At 69.8% G+C, this 22543-nt stretch carries 22 protein-coding genes and 5 tRNA genes; 5 read left to right on the forward strand and 22 right to left on the reverse strand.

Translation table 11 applies throughout. The features are described 5' to 3' along the window. Positions 1–52: 52 nt before the first annotated feature. The 3 genes from ACFJIT_RS08240 to ACFJIT_RS08250 are packed head-to-tail and all read right to left on the reverse strand — an operon-like array spanning position 53 to position 2330. Positions 53–1264 (reverse strand): efflux RND transporter periplasmic adaptor subunit, encoded by a 1212-nt coding sequence (locus tag ACFJIT_RS08240; protein ID WP_130533994.1) that lies wholly within the window; start codon positions 1262–1264, stop codon positions 53–55. Between the two features lie 50 nt (positions 1265–1314). Further along, positions 1315–2118 (reverse strand): SDR family oxidoreductase, encoded by an 804-nt coding sequence (locus ACFJIT_RS08245; RefSeq protein ID WP_379655567.1) that lies wholly within the window; start codon positions 2116–2118, stop codon positions 1315–1317. Beyond that, positions 2115–2330, reverse strand: coding sequence for a hypothetical protein (locus tag ACFJIT_RS08250; RefSeq protein ID WP_379655568.1), 216 nt, complete (start codon positions 2328–2330; stop codon positions 2115–2117). Before ACFJIT_RS08250 ends, ACFJIT_RS08245 begins: the two co-directional genes overlap by 4 nt. A gap of 130 nt (positions 2331–2460) precedes the next feature. On the opposite strand from ACFJIT_RS08250, the gene ACFJIT_RS08255 reads away from it, so the two are divergent. Further along, positions 2461–3471 (forward strand): LysR family transcriptional regulator, encoded by a 1011-nt coding sequence (locus ACFJIT_RS08255; RefSeq protein WP_130519581.1) that lies wholly within the window; start codon positions 2461–2463, stop codon positions 3469–3471. A 91-nt stretch (positions 3472–3562) separates the two neighbouring features. Here ACFJIT_RS08255 and ACFJIT_RS08260 read toward each other — a convergent pair. From ACFJIT_RS08260 to ACFJIT_RS08295, 8 genes are all read right to left on the reverse strand, one after another. After that, a tRNA-Val gene (locus ACFJIT_RS08260) sits at positions 3563–3637 on the reverse strand. Between the two features lie 528 nt (positions 3638–4165). Continuing rightward, positions 4166–6373: an aldehyde oxidoreductase molybdenum-binding subunit PaoC gene (paoC, locus tag ACFJIT_RS08265; RefSeq protein WP_379655569.1), complete on the reverse strand. Its 2208-nt coding sequence runs from the start codon at positions 6371–6373 to the stop codon at positions 4166–4168. A 2-nt stretch (positions 6374–6375) separates the two neighbouring features. Next, the gene (locus ACFJIT_RS08270; protein ID WP_379655570.1) at positions 6376–7326 is read right to left on the reverse strand and encodes an FAD binding domain-containing protein; all 951 of its coding nucleotides are present in this window, start codon (positions 7324–7326) and stop codon (positions 6376–6378) included. Beyond that, entirely contained in the window at positions 7323–7973 is a 651-nt protein-coding gene (gene paoA / locus ACFJIT_RS08275; protein WP_379655571.1) for an aldehyde dehydrogenase iron-sulfur subunit PaoA, read from the reverse strand. Before paoA ends, ACFJIT_RS08270 begins: the two co-directional genes overlap by 4 nt. A 323-nt stretch (positions 7974–8296) precedes the next feature. After that, the gene (locus tag ACFJIT_RS08280) at positions 8297–8614 is read right to left on the reverse strand and encodes a hypothetical protein (RefSeq protein ID WP_235873287.1); all 318 of its coding nucleotides are present in this window, start codon (positions 8612–8614) and stop codon (positions 8297–8299) included. Between the two features lie 294 nt (positions 8615–8908). Then, entirely contained in the window at positions 8909–9307 is a 399-nt protein-coding gene (locus tag ACFJIT_RS08285) for a low affinity iron permease family protein (protein WP_130519573.1), read from the reverse strand. A gap of 418 nt (positions 9308–9725) precedes the next feature. Further along, positions 9726–9812 (reverse strand) — tRNA-Leu (locus ACFJIT_RS08290). 146 nt (positions 9813–9958) lie between these two features. Further along, on the reverse strand, positions 9959–10576 hold the full coding sequence (locus tag ACFJIT_RS08295) for a M23 family metallopeptidase (protein ID WP_337052292.1): 618 nt from the start codon (positions 10574–10576) through the stop codon (positions 9959–9961). Positions 10577–10706: 130 nt separating this feature from the next. Between ACFJIT_RS08295 and ACFJIT_RS08300 the strand changes: the two genes are divergently transcribed. Further along, entirely contained in the window at positions 10707–11411 is a 705-nt protein-coding gene (locus tag ACFJIT_RS08300; protein WP_337052291.1) for a hypothetical protein, read from the forward strand. On the opposite strand, the gene ACFJIT_RS08305 is transcribed toward ACFJIT_RS08300, so the two are convergent. Continuing rightward, the gene (locus ACFJIT_RS08305; protein WP_337052290.1) at positions 11392–12186 is read right to left on the reverse strand and encodes a helix-turn-helix transcriptional regulator; all 795 of its coding nucleotides are present in this window, start codon (positions 12184–12186) and stop codon (positions 11392–11394) included. The genes ACFJIT_RS08300 and ACFJIT_RS08305 overlap by 20 nt on opposite strands. 106 nt (positions 12187–12292) lie before the next feature. Here ACFJIT_RS08305 and ACFJIT_RS08310 point away from each other — a divergent pair, with 106 nt between their 5' ends. Genes ACFJIT_RS08310 through ACFJIT_RS08320 form a run of 3 tightly spaced genes read left to right on the forward strand, consistent with a single transcriptional unit; the run spans position 12293 to position 13775 of the window. After that, on the forward strand, positions 12293–12655 hold the full coding sequence (locus tag ACFJIT_RS08310; protein ID WP_337052289.1) for a nuclear transport factor 2 family protein: 363 nt from the start codon (positions 12293–12295) through the stop codon (positions 12653–12655). After that, positions 12652–13446: an alpha/beta hydrolase gene (locus tag ACFJIT_RS08315; RefSeq protein ID WP_337052288.1), complete on the forward strand. Its 795-nt coding sequence runs from the start codon at positions 12652–12654 to the stop codon at positions 13444–13446. Before ACFJIT_RS08310 ends, ACFJIT_RS08315 begins: the two co-directional genes overlap by 4 nt. Further along, the gene (locus tag ACFJIT_RS08320; protein ID WP_131660624.1) at positions 13443–13775 is read left to right on the forward strand and encodes a putative quinol monooxygenase; all 333 of its coding nucleotides are present in this window, start codon (positions 13443–13445) and stop codon (positions 13773–13775) included. The genes ACFJIT_RS08315 and ACFJIT_RS08320 overlap by 4 nt, the downstream gene beginning before the upstream one ends. Positions 13776–13965: 190 nt before the next feature. On the opposite strand, the gene ACFJIT_RS08325 is transcribed toward ACFJIT_RS08320, so the two are convergent. The 10 genes from ACFJIT_RS08325 to ACFJIT_RS08370 form a co-directional block, all read right to left on the reverse strand. Next, positions 13966–14041, reverse strand: a tRNA-Gly gene (locus ACFJIT_RS08325). Between the two features lie 47 nt (positions 14042–14088). Next, a tRNA-Cys gene (locus ACFJIT_RS08330) sits at positions 14089–14162 on the reverse strand. Between the two features lie 108 nt (positions 14163–14270). Then, positions 14271–14346 (reverse strand) — tRNA-Gly (locus ACFJIT_RS08335). After that, the gene (pgsA, locus tag ACFJIT_RS08340) at positions 14337–14981 is read right to left on the reverse strand and encodes a CDP-diacylglycerol--glycerol-3-phosphate 3-phosphatidyltransferase (protein WP_130519560.1); all 645 of its coding nucleotides are present in this window, start codon (positions 14979–14981) and stop codon (positions 14337–14339) included. The genes ACFJIT_RS08335 and pgsA overlap by 10 nt, the downstream gene beginning before the upstream one ends. After that, on the reverse strand, positions 14978–16930 hold the full coding sequence (uvrC, locus tag ACFJIT_RS08345) for an excinuclease ABC subunit UvrC (protein ID WP_337052287.1): 1953 nt from the start codon (positions 16928–16930) through the stop codon (positions 14978–14980). Before uvrC ends, pgsA begins: the two co-directional genes overlap by 4 nt. Beyond that, positions 16927–18345 carry a hypothetical protein gene (locus ACFJIT_RS08350; RefSeq protein ID WP_337052286.1) on the reverse strand — a complete coding sequence of 473 codons (1419 nt, stop codon included), beginning with the start codon at positions 18343–18345 and terminating at the stop codon, positions 16927–16929. The genes uvrC and ACFJIT_RS08350 overlap by 4 nt, the downstream gene beginning before the upstream one ends. Before the next feature lie 88 nt (positions 18346–18433). Continuing rightward, positions 18434–19213, reverse strand: coding sequence for a 3-deoxy-manno-octulosonate cytidylyltransferase (kdsB, locus tag ACFJIT_RS08355; protein WP_337052285.1), 780 nt, complete (start codon positions 19211–19213; stop codon positions 18434–18436). 128 nt (positions 19214–19341) lie between these two features. Then, on the reverse strand, positions 19342–20352 hold the full coding sequence (gene lpxK / locus ACFJIT_RS08360; RefSeq protein WP_130534023.1) for a tetraacyldisaccharide 4'-kinase: 1011 nt from the start codon (positions 20350–20352) through the stop codon (positions 19342–19344). Continuing rightward, positions 20349–22106 (reverse strand): lipid A export permease/ATP-binding protein MsbA, encoded by a 1758-nt coding sequence (gene msbA / locus ACFJIT_RS08365; protein ID WP_130534024.1) that lies wholly within the window; start codon positions 22104–22106, stop codon positions 20349–20351. Before msbA ends, lpxK begins: the two co-directional genes overlap by 4 nt. After that, positions 22103–22531, reverse strand: a complete 429-nt coding sequence (locus ACFJIT_RS08370) for a biopolymer transporter ExbD (protein ID WP_130519550.1) — start codon at positions 22529–22531, stop codon at positions 22103–22105. The genes msbA and ACFJIT_RS08370 overlap by 4 nt, the downstream gene beginning before the upstream one ends. Positions 22532–22543: the final 12 nt, after the last annotated feature.

Raw genomic sequence — 22543 nt, forward strand, 5'->3', positions numbered from 1 at the left:
GTGGGGTGGAGGTGGGAGCCGCCATGGCGGCTCCCACCTCCACCCGGCCGCGCTAGTTCATCGCGGTGGTGCGCTGCTCGGCCGGCTTGGCCGCCGGCGGCTGCATCGCCACCGTCTTGGCCTGCACCGGCATGCCGGGCATGAAGATCTTCTGCACGCCCTCGACCACGACCTTGTCGCCGGCCTGCAGACCGCCGTTGACGATGCGCAGCCCGTCGGCCAGGCGGCCGAGCTGCACGTCGCGGCGCTGCGCCTTGCCCTGCGCATCGACCACATAGACGTACTTGCGGTCCTGGTCGGTGAGGATGGCCGCATCGTCGACCAGCATCGCCTTGAACTCGCCGCTGCCCGGCAGGCGCACGCGCGCGTACAGGCCGGGCACCAGGCTGCGGTCGGCGTTGTCCATCAGCGCACGCACACGGATGGTGCCGGTGCCGGGCGAGAGCTGGTTGTCGACGAAGTCCACCTGTCCGGCGTGCGGATAGCCGTCCTCGCCGACCAGCGCCACCTGCACCGGCAGGCCGCCCTCGCGGCCGCTGGGCCGCTGGCCCTTGCGCGCCAGTTCGGCATAGCGCAGGAAGGTGGTCTCGTCCGCGTCGAAGTGCACCTGCACCTGGTCGGACACCACCGTGGTCAGCACGCTGGCCGCATCGCCGGCGCCGACCAGGTTGCCGGCGGTGACCAGCGCACGGCCGGCGCGGCCGTCGATGGGCGCGCGCACCTTGGTCCATTCCAGGTCCAGGCGCGCGGCGTCCACCGCGGCCTGCGCGGCCTGCACCTCGGCGGCGGCCTCGTTGGACGTGGCGCGGCGCTGTTCGTACAGCTCGGTGGACATGGCCTGCTGATCGGCCAGCTTGCGGGCACGATCGGCCTCGCCGGTGGCCTGGCTGGCGGCGCTGCGCGCGCGGGCCAGCTGGGCCTGGGCCTGGGCCAGCGCGGCGCGGTAGCTGCGCGCGTCGATGGTGAACAGCACCGTGCCCGCCTTGACCTCATCGCCCTCGCGGTAGTTGACCGACTCGATGTAGCCCGACACGCGCGGACGCAGCTGCACGGTCTGCACCGCTTCGATGCGGCCGCTGAATTCGTCCCACTGGCGGATGGGCTTGATCAGCACCGGGGCGACGCTCACCGCGGGCGGCGGCGGGGCGGCGGTCTCGGCGGCGTTGCTGTTGCAGCCGGCGATCACCGCCACCGACAAGGCCAGCAGCGCGAAGGAGGACAGGCGACGAGCGCGGAAGAAGGAGTCGGTGCGGGAAGGATTCATGACGAAGACTCTTTGTGGGGAAAACGAAAAGGCGCGGCGAGGTTGCGACCTCAACCACGGTTGAGGTCAAGCGAAGAGACGGTGGGCGCGCTGGGCAGCGCGTCGAACAGGGTGCGTACCGGCGGTGGCACCCACGCCGCATCGAAGGGCACGACGGCGCGCACGCGGCCGGAAGCGGCCGGGCGCAGCAGTTCGACCGCCCTGCGGCCCACGCTCAGCGCATCGGGCCAGCCGGCGCAGGCATGGGCGCGGTTCTTCGGCGTGGACAGCGGGTGGGCCACGGCCAGCAGCTGCACGCGCACGCCCAGCGGGACGGCTTCCTCGTGCAGCACCTTGGCCAGCATGTGCAGGGCGGCCGAGCCGACCGAGGCGTGGCCGTGTCCGGCCCAGCCGCATTCGGTGGCCGGCCCGCCCAGGATCACGTAGTGGCGCGTGCCGTCCTGGTCCTGCAGCAGCGGCAGCAGATGGCGCGCCAGCGCCAGGTGCGCGACCACGTCGTGCGACAGGCGCTGCTCCAGGCGGGCGGCGGGCTGATCCAGCAGGCGCCCGCTGGTCGAGGGGGCGAACAGATGCGCGAACACGGCATGCAGGCGCACGCCATGGGCTCGCACCTGCTCCGCCAGCGCGGCGGCGGCCGCCTCGTCCAGCGGCAGCGGCTGACGCAGCAGGTGCAGGCCGGGCTCCTCGCCATGGGCCTGGGCCAGCGCGTCCATCATCTCGCCCGGGGCGCCCACCGCCACGACCGGGCTGCCGGCCTCGATCAGCGCGGCGACCACGCCGGCACCGGCCGCGCCATCGGCGCCTAGCACCAGCGAGGCGGCCAACGGGGTGCCGGGCTTGATCATCCCACTCATGGGAGTTTTCCTCCCGCCATCGGGATAATCCCGAAATCGCGACCCAGCCGACCGGAGACCCGGGCCGCACCCAGCTGATTGCGGCGGCTCTGGGCAAAGTCGCGGAAACCCGCGTCCTGGCGGGCGCGCAGTAAGGTAGAGACCGGTGAAATCTCCATTTTCCGGCGGTTCTCGGGGGCCAGGAAGCGGCGCAGGCGGGTCAGCAGGGACATGGCGGTGGGCCAGGTGATCAGGACAGGTCGCCACCTTAGGCCTGCATGCAGGACTTGATTAGTCCAGATTTAGGGGAATAATCATCCCGCTCCCGGTCCAATCCCTCTTCCCCCGCCAAGGAGGACTCCAATGTCCCACGATCTCAACGACACCCTGATCTTCGTCAAGGTGGTCGAGAAGGGCAGCTTCGTCGGCGCCGCCAGCGCACTGCGGCTGCCCAAGACCACGGTCAGCCGCAAGGTCCAGGAGCTGGAAACGCGCCTGGGCGCGCAGCTCCTGCACCGCACCACGCGCAAGCTCGGCCTGACCGAAGCCGGCAACGTCTACTACGAACACTGCCAGCGCATCGCGCGCGAACTGGCCGAGGCCGAGAGCGCCGTCGGCCAGCTGCATGCCGGCCCGCGCGGCTGGCTGCGCGTCACCGCGCCCTACTCCATCGGCATCGACAAGATCGCCCCGCTGCTGGGCGAATTCCATGCGCGCCATCCGGAGGTGCGGGTAGAGATGCTGCTGAGCAACGAGCCGATGGACCTGATCGGTGGAGAGGTCGATGTGGCCTTGCGCCTGGGCAACCTGCCCGACTCCAACCTGATCGCACGCAAGCTGGGCGTGCTGTACACGCAGGTGTTCGCCGCCAACAGCTACATCGCCCGGCATGGCGAGCCGCTGCACCCGGACGATCTGCAGTACCACCGCACCTTCGCCATGACCAAGCACCGCCAGGGCCACAGCTACAGCTGGTCGCTGAACGATGGCAACGGCGCGCGGGAGTTCGCGATCAATCCGATCCTGGTGGCCAACGATCCGTCGGCGCTCAAGGGCGCGCTGCTGTGCGGCGAGGGTCTGCTGCTTTCGGCCGACGTGATGGTCAAGCCCTTCGTCGAGCATGGTCTGGTCCAGCGCGTGCTGGCCGGCTGGACGGGTGGCGAGTACGAGCTCAACGCGGTCTTCCCGCGCGGCCACGTGCAGTCGCCCAAGGTGCGCGCCTTCGTCGACTTCCTGCTCGAACGCCTCAACCTGGAGATCGACTACATGAGCGCGCACTGCCCGCTGATGAAGGCGCAGGCCGAGCAGGAGCAGGACGCCGAGCACGATGCGCGCCACGACGGCAAGCGCATCCTGGAGGAAGTGCTGAGCTGAGGCGACAGGTGGCGGGCCGGCGCAGCTGTTGCGCCGGCTTCGCGCAATGGACACGAAAAAGCCGGCGCGAAGCCGGCTTTTTCGTGAGACTTGGTGGGCGGTGCAGGGATCGAACCTGCGACCCTTGCCGTGTGAAGGCAATGCTCTACCGCTGAGCTAACCGCCCTCGATGCGAGCCCTTGGGGCCGATCGGGGCGCAAATAGTAATGGCACTTCCCGGATCGGTCAAACCGTTTTTTTGGTTCCTCTCCCGGGCAGGGGATTGCGGCGAGTGAGCGGTTCTCTGCCTCAGAGGGGCATCGGTCCGGACGGGTGTGGCAGCGCGCCGGACAGCATCGTTCGCGGCGCTGCCAAGTGCGACAAGTCCTCGCGGAATGCCGACCCAAGCCCGCGCGAGCCGCCCGGTGGCTTTTTTTGGCCTAAAGCGACCCCACCCTGTAGAGCGGAGCTTGCTCCGCTAGGCCTTCCCGACGATCCGGCCGAGACGCAGCGGAGCTTGCTCCGCTAGGCCTTCCCATTGATCCGACCGAAATGAAGCGAAGCTTGCTCCGCTGGACCTTCTCTACGATCCGGCCGAAATGCAGCGGAGCAAGCTCCGCTCTACACGCAGGTCGCGATGTGATCGGAAGCGTGGCTTCCACCGAACGACGAGGCGGGGGTCGATGCGAGACAACGCCCGACCCGGCCACGACGCTCAGGCTGTCAGCGCTGGCATCTCCTTGAGCAGCTTGTCCAGCGTCACCGGGTAGTCGCGCACGCGCACGCCGGTGGCGTTGTAGACCGCGTTGGCGATCGCCGCGGCCACGCCGCAGATGCCCAGCTCGCCCACGCCCTTGGCCTTCATCGGCGAGACGATCGGGTCGGTCTCCTCCAGGAAGATCACTTCCTGGTGCGGGATGTCGGCATGCACCGGCACCTCGTAGCCGGCCAGGTCGTGGTTGACGAAGAAGCCCAGCCGCTTGTCCACCACCAGCTCCTCCATCAGCGCCGCGCCGGCACCCATGGTCATCGCGCCGATCACCTGGCTGCGCGCGGACTTGGGGTTGAGGATGCGGCCGGCCGAACACACCGCCAGCATGCGGCGGATGCGGATCTCGGCGGTGGCGCTGTCCACCGCGACTTCGACGAAGTGGCCGCCGAAGGTGGACTGCTGGTACTTCTTGGCCAGATCGCCGTATTCCATCTTGTCCTCGGCCACAAGTTCGCCATCGGCCGCCGCGTCGGCGAGCTTCTTGCGCTGGCCGCCGGCCACGACCATGCCGTCCTCGAAGCGGACGCTATCCACGTCCATGCCGAACTTGCCGGCCACGGCCTCGCGCAGCTTGACGCAGGCCGCGTACACGCCGGCGGTGGAGCTGTTGGCGCCCCACTGCCCGCCCGAGCCGGCCGAGACCGGGAAGGACGAATCGCCCAGCTCCACCTTCACCCGCTCCAGCGGCACGCCCATCATCTCCGCGGCGGTCTGGGCGAGGATGGTGTAGGTGCCGGTGCCGATGTCGGTCATGTCGGTCTGCACCGTGACCACGCCGTCGGCGCCCAGGCGCACGCGCGCGGCGGACTTCATGTTGAGGTTGTTGCGGAAGGCGGTGGCCATGCCCATACCGATCAGCCAGCGCCCCTCGCGGCGGGTGCCGGGCTTGGCGCTGCGCTTGCTCCAGCCGAACTTCTCCGCACCGGTGCGCAGGCATTCGACCATGTGCCGCTGCGAGAACGGACGCTCGGGATGGTTGGGATCGACCTGGGTGTCGTTGCGCACGCGCAGTTCGACCGGGTCCATCGCCAGCTTCTCGGCCAGCTCGTCCATGGCCACTTCCAGCGCCATCATCCCCGAGGCCTCGCCCGGGGCGCGCATGGCGTTGCCTTCGGGCAGGTCGAGCACGGCCAGGCGCATGGCGGTCATGCGGTTCTCGCCCGCGTAGAGCAGCTGGCTCTGCGAGACGGCGGTCTCCGGCTGGCCGCCTTCCAGATCGCCCGACCAGCTCTCGTGGCCGAACGCGGTGATCTTGCCCTCGCGCGTGGCGCCCAGGCGGATGCGCTGCAGCGTGGCCGGGCGATGGGTGGTGTTGTTGATGATCAGCGGCCGCGGCAGGGTCACCTTGACCGGCCGCCCCACCGCCTTGGCGCCCAGCGCCGCCAGTACGGCATCGGAGCGCACGAACAGCTTCCCGCCGAAACCGCCGCCGATGTACGGCGACACCAGGCGCACCTTCTCCTTCGGGATACCTAGGGTCAGTGCCACGTCGCCGACGCTCCAGGCGATCATCTGGTTGGATGTCCACAGCGTCAGCTGATCGCCTTCCCACTGCGCGATGGACGCGTGCGGCTCCATCATCGCGTGGCTGTGGTCGGGCGTGGTGTAGGTGGCGTCCAGCTTGACCGGCGCGCTGGCGAAGGCGCCGGCGAAGTCGCCGTGCGCGGTGTCCTTGTTGTCCTGCGAATCGCTCGGCATCTTCGCCTGGCCCTTGGCCTTGGCCAGGTCGAAGGCGCCATCGCTGCGGGTGTAGTCGACCTTGATCAGGTGCGCGGCGGCGCGCGCCTGCTCGAAAGTCTCGGCGACCACCAGCGCGACCGCCTGGTGGTAGTGCTGGATCTCCGGGCCGCCGAGCAGGTGCGCGGTGTTCATCTTGCCCTTGCCCAGCTTGCCGGCATTGGCCGCGGTGACGATGCCGAGCACGCCGGGTGCGGCCTTGGCCGCATCGGTGTCGATCGAGCGGATGCGGCCCTTGGCGATGGTGGCGCACACCGGGTATCCATAGACCTGGCCGGGCGCCACGTCATGATGCTCATAGGCATAGGGCGCGGTGCCGGTGGTCTTGAGCGGTCCGTCGATGCGGTCCTGGGCGCGGCCGACGACTTTGCCCTGGTCGATCGGATTGGTGGTGGCCGGGGTATCGAATTTCATGCTCAGGCCCTCGCTTCGGCCAGGATCGCGCCCAGTGCCCGCTCGACCAGCGGCAGCTTGAAGGCGTTGTGTTCGGATGTCTTGGCACCGGCCAGCAGCTGATCGACCACGGCCTTGGCCCCCTGCGGCATGGCCGCGTCGGCCTCCGGCTTGCGCCAGGGCTTGTGCGCCACGCCGCCCAGCGCCACCGCACCGCTTCCGTCGCGCTGCACGATCGCCGCCACCGACACCAGCGCGAAGGCGTAGGACGCGCGGTCGCGCACCTTGTGATAGACCTGCGTGCCGCCGACCGGCTTGGGCAGGCTCACGGCGGTGATGAACTCGCCGCGCTCCAGCGTGGTTTCCAGATGCGGTGTGGTGCCGGGCGCGCGATACAGCAGGTCCAGCGGAATGCGCCGGGTCTTGCCCTCGGCGTTGGTGGTCTCCACCGCCGCGTCCAGCGCGCGCATGGCCACGGCCATGTCGCTGGGGTGGGTGGCGATGCAGGCCGGGCTGGCGCCGACGACGGCGAGGGTCCGGTTGAAGCCCTCGATCGCCGCGCAGCCGCTGCCGGGCATGCGCTTGTTGCAGGCCTGGGCGGTGTCGTAGAAGTACGGGCAGCGCGTGCGCTGCAGCAGGTTGCCGGCCGTGGTCGCCTTGTTGCGCAGCTGGCCCGAGGCGCCGGACACCAGGGCGCGCGACAGCAGTGGATAGTCGCGACGCACGACCTTGTCGGCGGCCAGGTCCGTATTGCGCACCAGCGCGCCGATGCGCAGGCCGCCCTCGTCGGTGGCCTCGATGCGGTCCAGCCCGACGCCGTTGACGTCCACCAGGTGGGTGGGCGTCTCGATCTGCAGCTTCATCAGGTCGATCAGGTTGGTGCCGCCGGCGATGAACTTGGCGTTGGGCGTCTTCAGCAGCGCGGCGGCGGCGTCCTTGGGCGATCCCGCACGCTCGTAGGAAAAGGCCTTCATGCGCGCTCTCCCGCCACGTCGCTCATCGCCTCGACGATGTTGGAATACGCACCGCAGCGGCAGATGTTGCCGCTCATGCGCTCGCGCACCTCGTCGACCGTGAACTGGGGCCTGGCCTCAAGATCGCCGGTGACATGGCTGGGCACGCCCTGCTTGATCTCGTCCAGCACCGCCACTGCCGAGCAGATCTGCCCCGGCGTGCAGTAACCGCATTGGTAACCATCGTGCTTGACGAAGGCCGCCTGCATCGGATGCAGGTTGCCCGGCTGGCCCAGGCCTTCGATGGTGGTGACCTTGCTGCCCTCGTGCATCACGGCGAAGCTCAGGCAGGTATTGAGGCGGCGCCCGTCCACCAGCGCCGTGCAGGCGCCGCACTGGCCGTGGTCGCAGCCCTTCTTGGTGCCGGTCAGCTTGAGATGCTCGCGCAGCGCGTCCAGCAGCGTGGTGCGCGTATCGACTTCGAGCGTGACCGGCTTGCCGTTGACCTCGAAGGCGACCCGCTGCTTGCTGATCTTCTCCGGCGCGGCCGGCGCGGCCATCGCCTGCGCGGTGGACGGCAGACTGGCCGAGGCGGCGCCGGCCGTCGAGACGGCGCCGGTGATCAGCAGATCGCGGCGCGTGAGTTTCACGTCGAATGAGGGATTCATGCCTGGCTGTTCCTTCCAGCTGGGTGGGATGGCGGACGCGAGACGGACGGCGTGGCCGCCCGTTCGACAATCGAAGCTGACCCCTAGCCTCGCCCGATCCCCGGCCACGGCGCGTGATGCCGATGTTCAAACCACGTGTTCGTGCGCGTCACGGGGTGACAGGTCCGTCAGAAGACTAGCGCGAGATGGTGTGCGCTTCACATGCAGTGGCGCTCGGCACCGCGGGAGGACTTTGGTCGGCGGTGGGGTTCCCCTCGCCCCGGCGCGATCGCGCCGGAGCGTTACAACAACCGCCCTTGATCGGGCGGCTCGACCAGACGCGGTCAGTCACGCTGCCCGCTGGGGTCGGAATAGTCATGCTCGGGGTCGACCGGAGACTGCTTGGGGTCGTCCGGCTTGTCGTGGTGCTTGCGCAGCGCCTCTTCGTCGTTGAGCACCTTGTCCGGCGTGTGGCCCTTGGCATGGTCGCTGTGCGCATTGGAGACGTCGCGATGTTCCTTGTTGCCCTCGTCTCTCACCGCCGGCACGAAGGGCGAGATCGGGTCGCTTGCCGGAAAGGTTTCCTCCAGCGCCTCGTCGTGCTTGGCGTCCGGGTTCTTCAGATCGGTGTGGGGCTTGTCGTCGGCTGTGCGGGATATCATGGCGTCACTCCTGATGCAGGGCGCAGAACGAGCGCCGGTCGGTGCGGAATTGCCCAGCGCGCCTTTGCGCGTCCCTGATCTCGGCTTGTATCGAACGCGGTCAGGCCGGAGGTCGACGACGCCAGTTCGGCATCGTGCGCATCGGGGCAGGTCGAATCCACCCTGGACCCGGGCGCGTTACGGATTGGCGCGGGAACGTGGTGGAAATACTGAGCTGCTTTTAACAGCGCCGCGAAAATTGCGCCGCACCCGTACCGGTCAAGGCGCTATCGGCACTCAAAGAGACATCGACGCTCAGGTCGTATCGGAGCGGGTCCGACCCATTCGATCCCGCGCCTCTCTGGCCAACTCCTCGTACTTCTTGCGCAGCTCTTCCAGCGCCTGCTCGTCGAGCTCCTCAAGGTCCAGCAGGGCGTTGTTCGCGCCGCGCGTCGCATTGATCAGCTCGTCGATCTTGATCTGCATCGCCGCCGTATCGGCGTTCTGGGTGTGCTGGATCAGGAACACCATCAGAAAGGTGATGATCGTGGTGCTGGTATTGATGACCAGTTGCCAGGTGTCGTTGAACCCGAACACCGGACCGCTACAGCCCCAGAGCACCACCGCCAGCGCCGCAGTCCCGAAGGCCCAGGGCGTGCCCGCGGCGTAGGCCGCCTTCTTGGCCATGGCGTTGAACCTGGTTTTCATGCTCATCGCGTTCTCCTAACGTCCGTCTCGGAATTGGCGCAGCCACCGGATTCGGGTTGCGAGGATGAGTTCCTCACCCGCGGAAGACGGAACCCAGTTTCCTTGCACACCGGGCCAAGTGCCCTGGCCGCTCGCAGTGAGCCGAACCCGTCTCGACGCTCGCGTTTCCGTCCTTTTCCGGCGGTTGCTCGGCGCCGCTCGCGCGATACGGCGGCAGCACGGGCGCATCGCGCTCATCGGGGCGCTCCAGATGCCAGGAACACAAGCCAACCTAGCCCTCCGATCGTCAACATCGGATCATGAGACAGCGAAGACACGCCGCATGAAGCTCGAGCAGGCCTGCACCGCATGAGATCGCCTTCGCGACGCGCGCTCAAACGACAAAGCCCCGATCTCTCGGGGCTTTCCACCTTTGCATGCCACTTGGTGCCCGGAGCCGGAATCGAACCGGCAAGGGATTGCTCCCGGCGGATTTTAAGTCCGATGCGTCTACCAGTTTCGCCATCCGGGCATGGATGGAGCGGTGTGCGCAGGCTAGCAAAAAGCACGCCTCCTCCGCACGCGGTTCGACGCCGCGCGCGGGCGCCACGAACGAACAGGCCCTGTCGTCTGCCGGCCGGGCCGGCGGTCGTCTCCCGCACCGAACCTTGCATCGCCTCAGTCGCCCGGCTCGCGGAACGGCTGGGTCCTGGCCAAAGCCCGCAGATCCCAGCGGATCTGGAGCGGCGCATTGTCCGCCTCGCGATACGCGCCGACATGGATATGCGGCGCGCGCGCATTGCCGTTGTTGCCATCGAGGCCCAGCACATGACCTGCCTCGACCGTCTCGCCGACGTGCACCCGCAGCTCGGCCAGGTGCCCCATCGTCACGATCGCCCCGTCCGGGGTGCGGATGCGGACGGTGCCCGCCGGAGGCGGCCCCAGCGTGCCGGGCGTGTTGACCCGGGGATTGTCGTAGACGAACGCGATGACGCCGTCGACCGGCGCCAGCACCTCGGCATGCCAGCCGTACCAGTCCGCATTGGCATGTCCATCGCGTCGATAGAGCCTGGCGAAGCCGCTGTCCCCGTCCATGCCGCCGAAGACCAGGCAATCGGTGCCGAGCGCATCACCGGCGTAGTCCAGCTCGCCAACGGGATGCTCGGAACACATGAACCGATAGCGAAACATCGGCGCAAGCGTGATCTGTTCGATCTCGCCCTTCGGCATCACGGCCTTGGGCGGCGGACCAGGCATGGCGGCAAGCAGTGCGGCAAGCATGAACCACATCTCCATCGCTCCTCTACGTGTTCAGGGATAGGCGTTCCCGGCGCAAGCCGGATGGCGGCACGGGGGTCTAAGGTGATTCAATTCGCATCGCCCTCGCCGCCTGTGTCGAGCGGCGCCGATATCAGGAGAGCAGGTCATGAAGATTGATGCCTCGCGCGCGGTCGGGGCCTATGCGGCGGTCATGACTGTCGCCATGGTCTGGATGATGTTCGGTGCCAATGCCAGCCCGACGGGCACGAGGTTCGAGACGATCGATGTGCAGCGCATCAATATCCGCGAGCCCGACGGCACCCTGCGCATGACGATCGCTTCGCGCGACCGGATGCCGGGCATCATCGTCGCCGGCCACGAGACGCCGCATCCGGACCGTCCCCAGGCAGGCATGATCTTCTACAACGACGAAGGCACGGAGAACGGCGGGCTGGTGTTCTCCGGCGCACTGAAGGACGGCAAGCCGACCAATCTCGGCGCACTGTCCTTCGACCGCTGGCGCCAGGACCAGACCGTGGCGCTGAGCAGCAGCGAGGACGGCGAGGACCGGCAGGCGGGCCTGGCGATCAACGACCGCCCGGACCAGCCGGTCGATTTCCCGACCGTCGCCCGCTTGATGCGCCAGCCCCCCAGCGCCGAACGCGAAGCCGCCATCCGCGCCGCCGGTGCGGTCGTCGCGCCGCGCGCGTTTCTCGGTCGGACCTCGGACAAGGCGTCGGTGCTGGCGCTGCGCGACACCGACGGCCGCAAGCGTCTGGAGCTGAAGGTCGCGGCGGACGGCCGCGCCACGATCGATTTTCTCGACGATCAGGGCCATGTCACCCGATCGATCACGGACCTGAGCCGGTGAGCAGCGCGCGCCGGGTCTGTTCGTCGGCCGGATAGAAGCATTCCAGCGTCAGCTCCGCCAGGGTCACGTCGATCGCGGTGCCGAACACGGTCGTGGTGGACAGGAACGACAGCACGCCCCCGCCTGGTCCGCTGCGGATCGCGAGCGGCACCGCGATGCGCGCGACGGACTGCGCAGCGCGCTCACCTTCCGGACACGGGAAGCCGCTGAGTTCGGCATGGAGTGCGTCGAGCGCCGGATCGGCCGAATGCGCGATGTCCAGGCGCAGCCGCGCCAGCAGATGGTGCCGCCATTGCGCCAGGTTGACGATGCTGGGCGCGAGCCCTTTCGGATGCAGCGTCGCGCGCAGCACGTTGATGGGGGGCGCCAGAAGCGCCGGATCGACGCCGTCCAACAGCGCGGCCGCCGCCTCGTTGGCGCGCACCAGGTTCCAGTGGCGGTCCACCGCCAGCGCCGGGAATGGCGCGTGCGCGTTTAGCACGGCTTCGACCGCGGCCAGCGCGGCCGCCATGTCGGGCGCCTCGAGCGCGCGTTCGCCATGGATCGGCGCATACCCCGCCGCGAGCAACAGGCGGTTGCGCTCCCTGAGCGGCATCGCCAGCGGTTCGGCCAGGCGCAGCAGCAGTTCGCGGCTGGGCGCCGCGCGCCCGCTTTCGACAAAGCTCAGATGGCGCGTCGACACCTGCGCCTCGCCGGCCAGATCGAGCTGGCTCAGCCGACGCCGGGCCCGCCACTCGCGCAGCAAGTCGCCAACGGTGATCGCGTCTGTGGCCATGGCCGCATCCTAGCGAAAGGCGGCAGCGCTGCCATTACCTGCGGGGTAATCGCAGGCTCTGTGCGGCCTGGGCATCCTCGGCGCATCGACGATGAGGAGAACGAGGATGACTGACCCCAACACCCTGGCCCGCGCCTATCTCGCCTTGTGGAACGAAGCCGACGCCGCAGCGCGCGATCGTCGCCTGGCGGAAGGCTGGACCGCCGATGCCCGCTACACCGATCCGATGATGGCAGGTGAAGGCCACGGCGGCATCGCCGCCATGATCGCCGCCGCGCGCGCGCAGTTCCCCGGGTGCGCCTTCGCCCTTCGCGGCATGCCCGATGCGCATGGCCCGTTCGTGCGCTTCTCCTGGACGTTGGCGGCGCCGCACGGGGCGCCGGTGGCCGGCGGGACCGACGTGGTCCGCATCGCGCCGGATGGCCGTATCGCCGAGGTGATCGGCTTTCTCGACCGGGAGGTCGCATGAGCGCGGCCTTCATCCCGCGCGGCGACGGCCACGCGCTGTTCGTCCGCGACTGGGGCGAGGGAGCGCCCGTGGTCCTGCTGGCGGGCTGGGCGATGGATGGACGGATCTGGGGCGAGGTCATGCTGCATCTCAACGCCGCCGGCCTGCGCACCATCGCCTACGACCGCAATGGCCATGGGCGATCGACGGATCGGCCGGGCTACGACTACGACGACCTCGCCGACGATCCCGCCGCCGTGCTGGAGGCGCTCGACCTGACCGGGGTCACGCTGGTCGCGCACTCCGGGGCGGGCGGCGAAGCGATCCGTTACCTGTCGCGCCACGGCCGCGCGCGCATCGCCAGGCTGATCCTGGTCGGCGCCACGGGTCCGCGGGTCATCGGCACCGATGGCGTCACACCCGTCATGGTGGATGCGCTGTGCGCGCAGCTCGCCTTCGACCTGTCGGCCTGGATCGACGCCAACCTCGCGCCCTTCGCCCCCGGCACGCCGGAGCGCATCAACGCGTGGATGGCGAGCATGGTGCTGGACTGCTCGCGTCGCGCCGTCGTCGCGTTCCAGCGCACGATCGCCCTGAGCGACCTGTCGGCGGAAGCCGCCGCGCTCGACCTGCCGGTCGCCGTGCTGCATGGCGACCGCGACGTGTCCGCGCCGCTGGACAGCAGCGGCCGGGTCTACGCCGCGACGATCCCCGGCGCGGAACTGGTCGTCTACGAAGGCGTGGCGCACGGGGTGATGGTGACGCACGCACCGCGGCTTGCCGGCGACATCGCCCGGCGGGCCAGCCCATGAGCGCGCCTGTCGCCCAGGCGCCGCGGTCGGCGCCCGAAACCTACGTCATCACCTTCCACGTCAAGGTGGACCAGGTGGCGCGCTTCCTCGCCCTGCTGGGTCCTGTGCTGGATGCGATGCGCCATGAGACGAGCTTCGTGCGCGCCGCGCTGCACGTCGATCCGGAGCGGCCGCACGTCTTCCAGCTCCACGAGACCTGGACCGATCGCGACGATGTCCTCAACGTCCAGCTGCACCGGCCCTACCGACAGGCGTGGCACGCCGCATTGGACGCGCTGCTGGCCGAGCCCAGGCAGATCGCGATCTGGACGCTCGTGCGGGCCGATTGACGCCGGACGAGCAGGTCGTGCGGCTCGATGCGTCGCCATGGAGCGACGCCGCGTTGGGAAAGGTGGCGCGCGGGAGGCTTTCCACCGATGTCCGGGATGCCCGGACCAGTTCGCCCGGCGTGAGCCGATCCCGGAAAACAAGAACGGCCCCGTAGGGCCGTTCAAACTAGCGCGAAACGCTAGTGAAAATTGGAGCGGGATAAGAGACTCGAACTCTCGACCCCGACCTTGGCAAGGTCGTGCTCTACCAACTGAGCTAATCCCGCGTTTTGTGTTACGTAAAGCGAAAGTTTACCTTCGCTTCTTCGAGTTGTGGAGGCCTGGGTCGGAATCGAACCGGCGTGCACGGATTTGCAGTCCGCTGCATAACCACTCTGCCACCAGGCCGGTGACGCGCGGTTGGCCGCAAGAGCCTTCCGACAAAACAAAACCCCGATGGGCCGGGGTTTCGTCAACGCCGTTGAAGCAACTCCACTTCAACTGCGCCTTGAAACTTGGAGCGGGATAAGAGACTCGAACTCTCGACCCCGACCTTGGCAAGGTCGTGCTCTACCAACTGAGCTAATCCCGCGAGAGAGGCGAAATTGTAGTGCCTTTCTTGCGCGTGTCAACGGCTGCCTGCTCATCTTCGCGCAGGCTCGGCCAGGCGGCGCGCAGATACTGGTAGCCCGAGTACAGGGTCAGCAGCGCGGCCACGGCCAGCAGCCAGTCGCCGATGTGGAACACGGGCACGCTCATCCACACATCGCTCAGCGAATGGCCGGCCGGGCGCACCGAGTACAGCAGGCAGCCCAGCGCGATCATCTGCACGGTGGTCTTGACCTTGCCGATCCAGGCGACCTTGACCTTGCCGCGCTGGCCGATCTCGGCCATCCACTCGCGCAGAGCCGACACGGCGATCTCGCGGCCGACGATGACCGCGGCCCAGAACGCCATCCACGGCGTGGGATGACCCTGCACGATCAGGAACAGCGCCACGGCCACCATCAGCTTGTCGGCGACCGGATCCAGGAACGCGCCGAAAGCTGAATACTGGTGCCAGCGCCGCGCGATCCAGCCATCCAGCCAGTCGGTGACCGCGGCGATCACGAACACCGCCGCGGCGGCCACGCTGGTCCACGCGTACGGCAGGTAGAAGACCACCACCAGCACCGGGATCAGCACGATCCGCAGCAGGGTCAGCCAAGTGGGAACGGTCAACTTCATGGGCGATCTGGGCCGGGCGTTGGGGGCGCCGCCGGTTCCGGCAACCCGTGCAGGTTAGCGTAGATGCGCTGGGCCAGCGCGTGATTGACCCCTTCCACGCGCGCGATCTCCTCCACGCCGGCGGCCTTGAGCCCGGACAGGCCGCCGAAATGCTTGAGCAGACTGGCGCGCCGACGCGGGCCGATGCCGGCGATGTCCTCCAGCTTGCTGGTGGTGCGCGCCTTCTGGCGCTTGCCGCGGTGGCCGGTGACGGCGAAGCGGTGCGCCTCGTCGCGCACCTGCTGGATCAGCTGCAGCGCCGGCGAGGCCGCGCCGGGGCTGACCTCGCGGCCGTCGTCCAGGATCAGGGTCTCGTGCCCGGCGCGGCGTTCCACGCCCTTGGCCACACCGACCAGGGCCACGCCGTCCACGCCCAGGTCGGCCAGGACCTCGCGCGCCTGGCGCAGCTGGCCGGCGCCGCCGTCGATCAGCAGCACGTCGGGGAATATGGGCAGATCGAGATCCCGGCCCTCGTGCCGGGCACGAGGGCGCTCGTCAGCGCGCGAGCCAGTGGCTCGCAAACGCGCTTCCTCGCCCTCCTCCATCGCGCGCCGGAAGCGACGCTCGATCGCCTGGCGCATGGCCGCGTAGTCGTCGCCCGGCTCGATGCCGCTGATATTGAAGCGCCGGTACTGCGAGCGCACCGCGCCCTTCTCGTCGAACACCACGCACGAGGCCACCGTCGCCTCGCCCATGGTGTGGCTGATGTCGAAGCACTCGATGCGCTGGGCCGGCTCGGCCAGGCCCAGCAACTCGGCCAGCGCCTGGCTGCGCGCGGCCTGGGCGTTGCGGCTGGTCATCTCGGTGGCCAGGGTGATCTGCGCGTTGCGCCGGGCCAGGTCGAGGTAGCCGGCGCGCTCGCCGCGCACGCTCCACTTCAGCTGGACCTTGCGGCCGGCCGCGCTGGACAGCGCCGCCTCGATCAGCTCGGCGTCGGGGATCTCGCGGTCCAGCAGCAGCTCGCGCGGCGGCACCTGCTCGGCGTAGTACTGCGAGACGAAGGCGGCCAGCACTTCCTCGGCGCTCTCCTCGCCGTTGGTGCGCGGATAGAAGGCGCGCGTGCCCAGGTTGCGGCCGTCGCGGAAGGCCAGCAGCAGCACGCAGGCGGTGCTGCCCTGCATCGCGCAGGCCAGCGCATCCAGGTCGGCGGCGTGGCCGTCCACGTACTGGCGCGACTGCATGCCGCGCAGGCGCTTGAGCAGGTCGCGCAGGCGCGCGGCCTCCTCGAAGTCCAGCTTCTCGGCGGCGCGCTCCATCTCGGCGGTCAGCTCGTCGGACAGCTCATCGCTGCGCCCGCCCAGGAACAAGCTGGCGCGATGCACCGACTGGTCGTACTCGGCCTGGCCGACCAGCTCCACGCACGGCGCGGTGCAGCGGCCGATCTGGTACTGCAGGCACGGCCGGGTGCGGTTGCGGAAGACGCTGTCCTCGCAGTTGCGGATGCGGAACAGCTTCTGCATCAGGTTCAGCGTGTCGCGCACCGCGCCGGCGCTGGCGTAGGGGCCGAAATAGCGCCCGGCGATCGCGCGCGGGCCGCGATGGAAGGCGATGCGCGGGAATTCCTCGCTGGTCAGCAGGACGTAGGGATAGCTCTTGTCGTCGCGCAGCGCCACGTTGTAGCGCGGGCTGAGCGACTTGATCAGCTGGTTTTCCAGCAGCAGCGCCTCGGCCTCGGTGCGGGTGACCGTGACGTCCATGCGCGCGATCTGCGAGATCATTGCCAGGGTGCGCGGGTTGCGCGGCGCGTTGTTGAAATAGCTGCCCACGCGGTTGCGCAGCGCGCGCGCCTTGCCCACGTACAGTAGCGTGTCGTCGGCCGCGTACATGCGGTACACGCCCGGCGCGGTGCTCAACGAAGCGGCGAAGGCCTTGCCGTCGAACGGCTGGCCCGGGGGACTGCGACGGCTCATGCTTCGATCGGCACCTGCGAGACGGCGCCGCTGGCCAGGTCCACGCACAGCACCGCGTGCGCGTCGGTCTCGGCGATCCACAGCTTGCCGCCAAAGGCGGCCAGGCCGGCCGGCTGCGCCAGGCGCCGCCCCAGGTCCAGCGAGGTCACCGCGCCGCCGCCCAGGCGCAGGCTGCGGATGCGGCCGTTGCCGGTGTCGGCGATCCACAGCACCGGCGCGTCGGGATCCAGCGTCACGTCCTCCGGCGCCTGCAGGCGCGCCTGCTGGCGCTGGCCGTCGGCATCGCCGAATTCCCACGGCCCCTGCCCGCCCACCAGCGTCTTGGCGAAATCGCCGCCCAGCTGCACCGCGCGCAGCGAGGCGCCCAGCGTGTCGCACACGTACAGCGCCTGCTGCACCAGCGCCAGGCCGGTCGGCTGGGCGAAGCTGGCCAGGATGCCGGCGCCGTCGCGCTGCCCCAGCTGGCCCGAGCCGGCGCGGCATTCGAGCATGCGGTTGCCCAGGTCCCAGCTCCATACCCGGTTGTCGCCGGACAGGGCGAAGTGCAGATGGCTGTTGGTCGCCACCAGCCCAGCCGGCGAGGCCAGCGCGACATCGCCGGGCGCGTGGATCGGGCCCTCGGCCGGCACCCCGGCCTTGCCCGTGCCCAGCAGGGTCTGCACCGCGCCGGTACCCAGGTGGATGCGGCGGATCAGGTGGTTGCCGGTGTCGGCCACGTAGAGCTCGTTGCGCAGCAGTGCCACGTGGGTGGGGCTGCGGAAGCTGGCGATCTCCATGTCGCCGTCCAGCGCGTCGGCGTTGCCGTTGCCGAAGCGCCGCATCACACGCCCGGCGTGGGTGCATTCGACGATCTGGTGATGGCCGGTGTCGGCCACGTACAGGCGCTCGGCATTGACCGCAAGGCCGGTGGGGAAACACAGCGGCAGGCGAGGCTCGGGATGGGTCTCGACCGGACGCGTGTCGACCAGGGGCTCGTCCAGCGGCTCGCACAGCGCGGTGAGCTGATTCTCCAGCGCGCCGACGCCGGGCGTGCCGACGATGTGGTCGACCACCATGCCCTGCGCGTCGATCAGCACGACGGTCGGCCAGGCCTCGATGCCGAAGCGCTGCCAGGCGTGCCAGTCCAGATCGTGCGCGATCGGGAAACTGACCCCGAAGCGGCGCAGGCGCTTGAGCGCGGCCTGCGGATCGCGGTGCACGTCGAAACGCGGCACGGCGATCACCCGCACCTGCAGGCGCGCGCCGAAGCGGCGCTGCAGCAGCGCCAGGTCGGCCAGCCGCTGCAGGCACCAGCTCGAGGCCGGGTCGACGAAGGCCAGCGCCACCGCACTGCCACGCAGCGACTGCAGCGCGGTCGGCGCGGCGTTGAGCCACAGCAGACCGTGCGGGAAGTCGGGAGCGTGGACGGGATTCATGAATACTGAATGATGCCGCAGGCGGCCGGCTTCAAGCCGTGCGCGCCGGCGCGCTTCACGCGCGGGAGCGGCGGCGCACGGCCAGGCCTCACCGCATGCCGTCCAGATGGCGCTGGGCGCGCGCCAGGTCTTCGGGAGTGTCCACGCCCGGCGGGAAGGCCTCGGGCGTCAGCGCCACGGCGATGCGGAAGCCGGCCTCCAGGGCGCGCAGCTGCTCCAGCGATTCGGTGCGCTCCAGCCGGCCTGGCGGCAGCGCGGCGAAGGTGCGCAGGAAGCCGGCGCGGTAGGCATAGATGCCGATATGGCGCAGGAACGGCGCCGGCGCGTCGGCCAGCACCTGGCGGCTGCGGGCGAAGCCATCGCGGTGCCAGGGCAGCGGCGCGCGGCTGAAGTACAGCGCATCGCCGTTGTCGGCCAGCACCACCTTGACCGCGTTCGTGTCGAACACCTGCTCGGCCTCGTCGATCGGCGTGGCCAGGGTCGCCATCGGGTGGCCGCTGGCCGACAGCGCGGCGGCCACGGCGCGGATGCCGGATGGCGGAGCGAAGGGCTCATCGCCCTGCAGGTTGACCACCAGGGTCCGATCGTCCCAGCCGGCGATACCGGCGCATTCGGCCAGGCGGTCGCTGCCCGAGGCATGGCTGGCGGCGGTCATCGCCACCTGCACGCCGCTGCCGTCCAGCGCGCGCGCCACGCGCTCGTCGTCGGTGGCCACCCACACCTCGCGCGCGCCGGCGGCCAGCGCGCGCTGCGCCACGTGCAGCACCAGCGGCTGGCCGCCGAGCAGGCGCAGCGGCTTGCCGGGCAGACGCGTGGCGTCATGGCGGGCGGGAATGGCGACGACGAAGGGTTCTTGCAGGTCGGTCATGCGAAGGTCTTTCGAGCGCGCCCGGTCGGGGGCGCACCCTGCCGGGCGTGGGGGTGGGGAGATGAGGCCATTCTAGCCGCTGCCCCGCGCCGGCCCGGCCGACCCGAGGACCGCGCGGCCACGGGCGTTCAGCCCTTGTGGCCCAACGGCCCCAACGTCCGCAGCGCCGCGACGCGGCCCAGCACCGCCACCCAGAACGCCTCGGGCAGCTCGGCCTCGACCGGCACGCTGTAGGCCCACGGCCCGGCGAAGGCGGCGCACTTGACCGCGTCCTTCTCGGTCATCAGCACCGGCAGCTCGCTGCCGAAGCGCAGATCGTCTGCGCTGTAGGCGTGGTGATCGTCGAAGGCATGCGGCACTACGCCGATGCCGTAGCCGCGCAGCAGGTCGAAGAAGCGGCCGGGGTGGCCGATGCCCGCCACGGCGTGCACGCGATGGCCGCCGAAGGCCGCCAGCGTGGTCGGCTTCCCGCCGGCCAGCGGCAGGGCCAGGCCTGAGCGCAGCGTCATCGCCCATTCGCCGAAGCCGGCGCTGCCGCCGTTGACCACGCGGAAATCGACCTGGGCGCTGCGCTCGGCCGGCTCGCGCAGCGGCCCGGCCGGCAGCACGCGGCCGTTGCCGTAGCGGCGGCGGCCGTCGATGACCTCGATCTCCACATCGCGGCGCAGGCGGATGTGCTGCAGGCCGTCGTCGCAGACCACGATGTCGCAGCCGGCCGCCGCCAGCGCGCGCGCGGCGGCGACGCGGTCGCGGTCCACGCGCACCTTGGCGCCGGTGCGGCGCGCGATCAGCACCGGCTCGTCGCCGCCTTCGGCCGGCGTGGTGTCCGCCTCGACCCAGCGCGGCTTGCCCGGGTCCTGGCGGCCGTAGCCACGGCTGGCCACGCCCGGCGTCCAGCCCGCCTCGCGCAGGCGCTGGACCAGGGCGATGGTCAGCGGCGTCTTGCCGGTGCCGCCGACGGTCAGGTTGCCCACCACCACCACCGGCACCGGCACGCGCCGGCGGCGCAGCAGGCCGATGCGGTAGAGGGTGGCGCGCAGGCGCAGCGCGCCGCGGAAGACCGGTTCGAGCAGGCGCGGCAGCAGCGGCACCGGTGCGCCGTCGAACCAGTACTTCGGCGCGCCGCGCGAGGCGCTCATTCGGCCTCGCGGAACTGGGCGCCGTGCAGTTGCGCGTACAGGCCGCCGCGCGCCAGCAGTTCGGCGTGGGTGCCCTGCTCCACCAGACGGCCGTGGTCGAGCACCAGCACCTGGTCGGCGTGCTCGATGGTGGACAGGCGATGGGCGATGACCAGCGTGGTGCGGTGGGGCATCAGCTGGGTCAGCGCATCCTGCACCAGGCGTTCGGACTCGTTGTCCAGCGCGGCGGTGGCCTCGTCCAGGATCAGGATCGGCGCATCCTTCAGCATCGCCCGGGCGATCGCCAGGCGCTGGCGCTGGCCGCCGGAGAGCTTGCCGCCCTTGACCCCGATCGCGGTGTCCTTGCCGTGCTCGAGCTGTTCGACGAACTCCATCGCGTGCGCGTCGCGCAGCGCCTTGTCCAGCGCCTGCGGCTCGGCCGAGCGCATCTCGCCATAGGCCACGTTGGCCTCGACGGTGCCGTCGAACAGCATCACCTGCTGGCCGACCAGTGCGATCTGGCGGCGCAGGTCGGCCAGGCGGTAGTCCTGCACCGGCGCGCCGTCGATCAGGATCTGGCCGGACTCGACGTCGTAGAAGCGCGGGATCAGCTTGATCAGGCTGGACTTGCCGCTGCCCGAGCGGCCGACGATGGCCGTGACCGTGCCGGGGCGCGCGATGAAGCTGATGTGCTCCAGCGCCGGCCGCAGCTGGCCCGGATAGCGCGCGGTGACGTCGCGGAACTCGATCGTGCCCTGCGCGCGCACCAGCGGACGGGTGCCGGCGTCGACCTCGTCCGGTGCATCGAGCACCGAGAACAGGCGCTCGGCCGAGGCCACGCCCCGCTGCAGGACGTTCTGCACGTTGGTGAGGTTCTTCAGGGCCGGGATGATGCCGGCCATGGCCAGCAGCAGACTGAAGAAACCGCCCGCGCTGAGCCGGCCGGCGGCGGCCTCGTGGCCGGCGATCAGCAGCAGCGCCGCCAGGCCGATGGCGCCCATCATCTGCACCGTGGCGGTGGAGATGCCGCGGGTGGACTCGACCTTCATCGCCAGGCGCAGGTTGTGGTCGGCGAGCGCGTGATAGCGCTCCAGCTCGGACTGCTGTGCGCCGTAGACCTTGACCTCCTGATGGTTGGACAAGGTCTGGTCGGCGGCCTGCAGCAGCTGCGCCCCGCTCTCCTGGATGCGGTGGCTGACCCGGCGGTAGCGCTTGGCGACCTTGTTCATCACGAACGCCAGCGGCGGCACCAGCACCAGGATGGACAGGGTCACCTGCCAGCTGGCGCCCAGCATCACGATCAGCAGCACGATGGCCTGCAGCGCCTGCTGGATCATGGTCTTGAGCGCGTCGACCGCCGCCTGCGCGACCTGGTCCGAATCGGATCCCAGCCGTATCAGCATCGAGGGGACGGGCTCGGCATCGAAACGCGCGCCCGGCAGGGACAGGTACTTGCCGAGCACCTTGACCCGCAGGTCGCGGGCGATGCTGCGCGCCGCGCGCCCCATCGACATGTCGGTGATGTAGCCGGCCACGCCGCGCACCAGGAAGATCACCAGGATCAGCGCCGGCATCACCCACAGCGCCTGCGGCGGCCCCTGGTTGAGGAAGGTGCGGTTGGTGATGGGCTCCATCAGCCGGGTGAAGGCGCCCGTCCCGGCCGCCTCGACCAGCGCGGCCACGAACGCCAGCAGCAGCAGGCCGCGATACGGCCTGGCGAAGGTCAGCAGCCGGCGGTAGGTCTGCCAGGCCGATCCGGGGACGGCCGCGCTCACCGGCGCGGCTCCTGTTCGGGGGCGGTGGCGATCGAGATGCGCTTGAAGCCCAGCTGGGCCAGCGCGTCCAGTGCGGTCACCACCGCCTGGTGCGGCGTGCGCGCGTCGGCGCGCAGCAGCACGGGGCGCGTGTGGTCCTTGCCGGCGGACTGGGCGATGGCCTGCTTGAGCGCGTCGGCGTCGGTGCGCAGCACCTCGCTGTCGCCGACGAAGTAGCGGCCCTCGGCGTTGATGAGGATGTTCAGCGCCTTGGCCGGCGCGTCGGCCGGCTGCTGCGAGGCCGACGGCAGCTGCAGCTGCAGGGTCGAGCGCGCATCGAAGGTCGTGGTGATCACGAAGAAGATGATCAGCACCAGGATCACGTCGATCAGCGGGACCAGGTTGATCTCCGGCTCGTCGTGCGCGCGGTCGTCGCGGATACGCATCGGGCGCGGCCT

It is taken from the genome of Pseudoxanthomonas sp. UC19_8, assembly GCF_042700505.1.
GTDB lineage: Bacteria > Pseudomonadota > Gammaproteobacteria > Xanthomonadales > Xanthomonadaceae > Pseudoxanthomonas_A > Pseudoxanthomonas_A winnipegensis.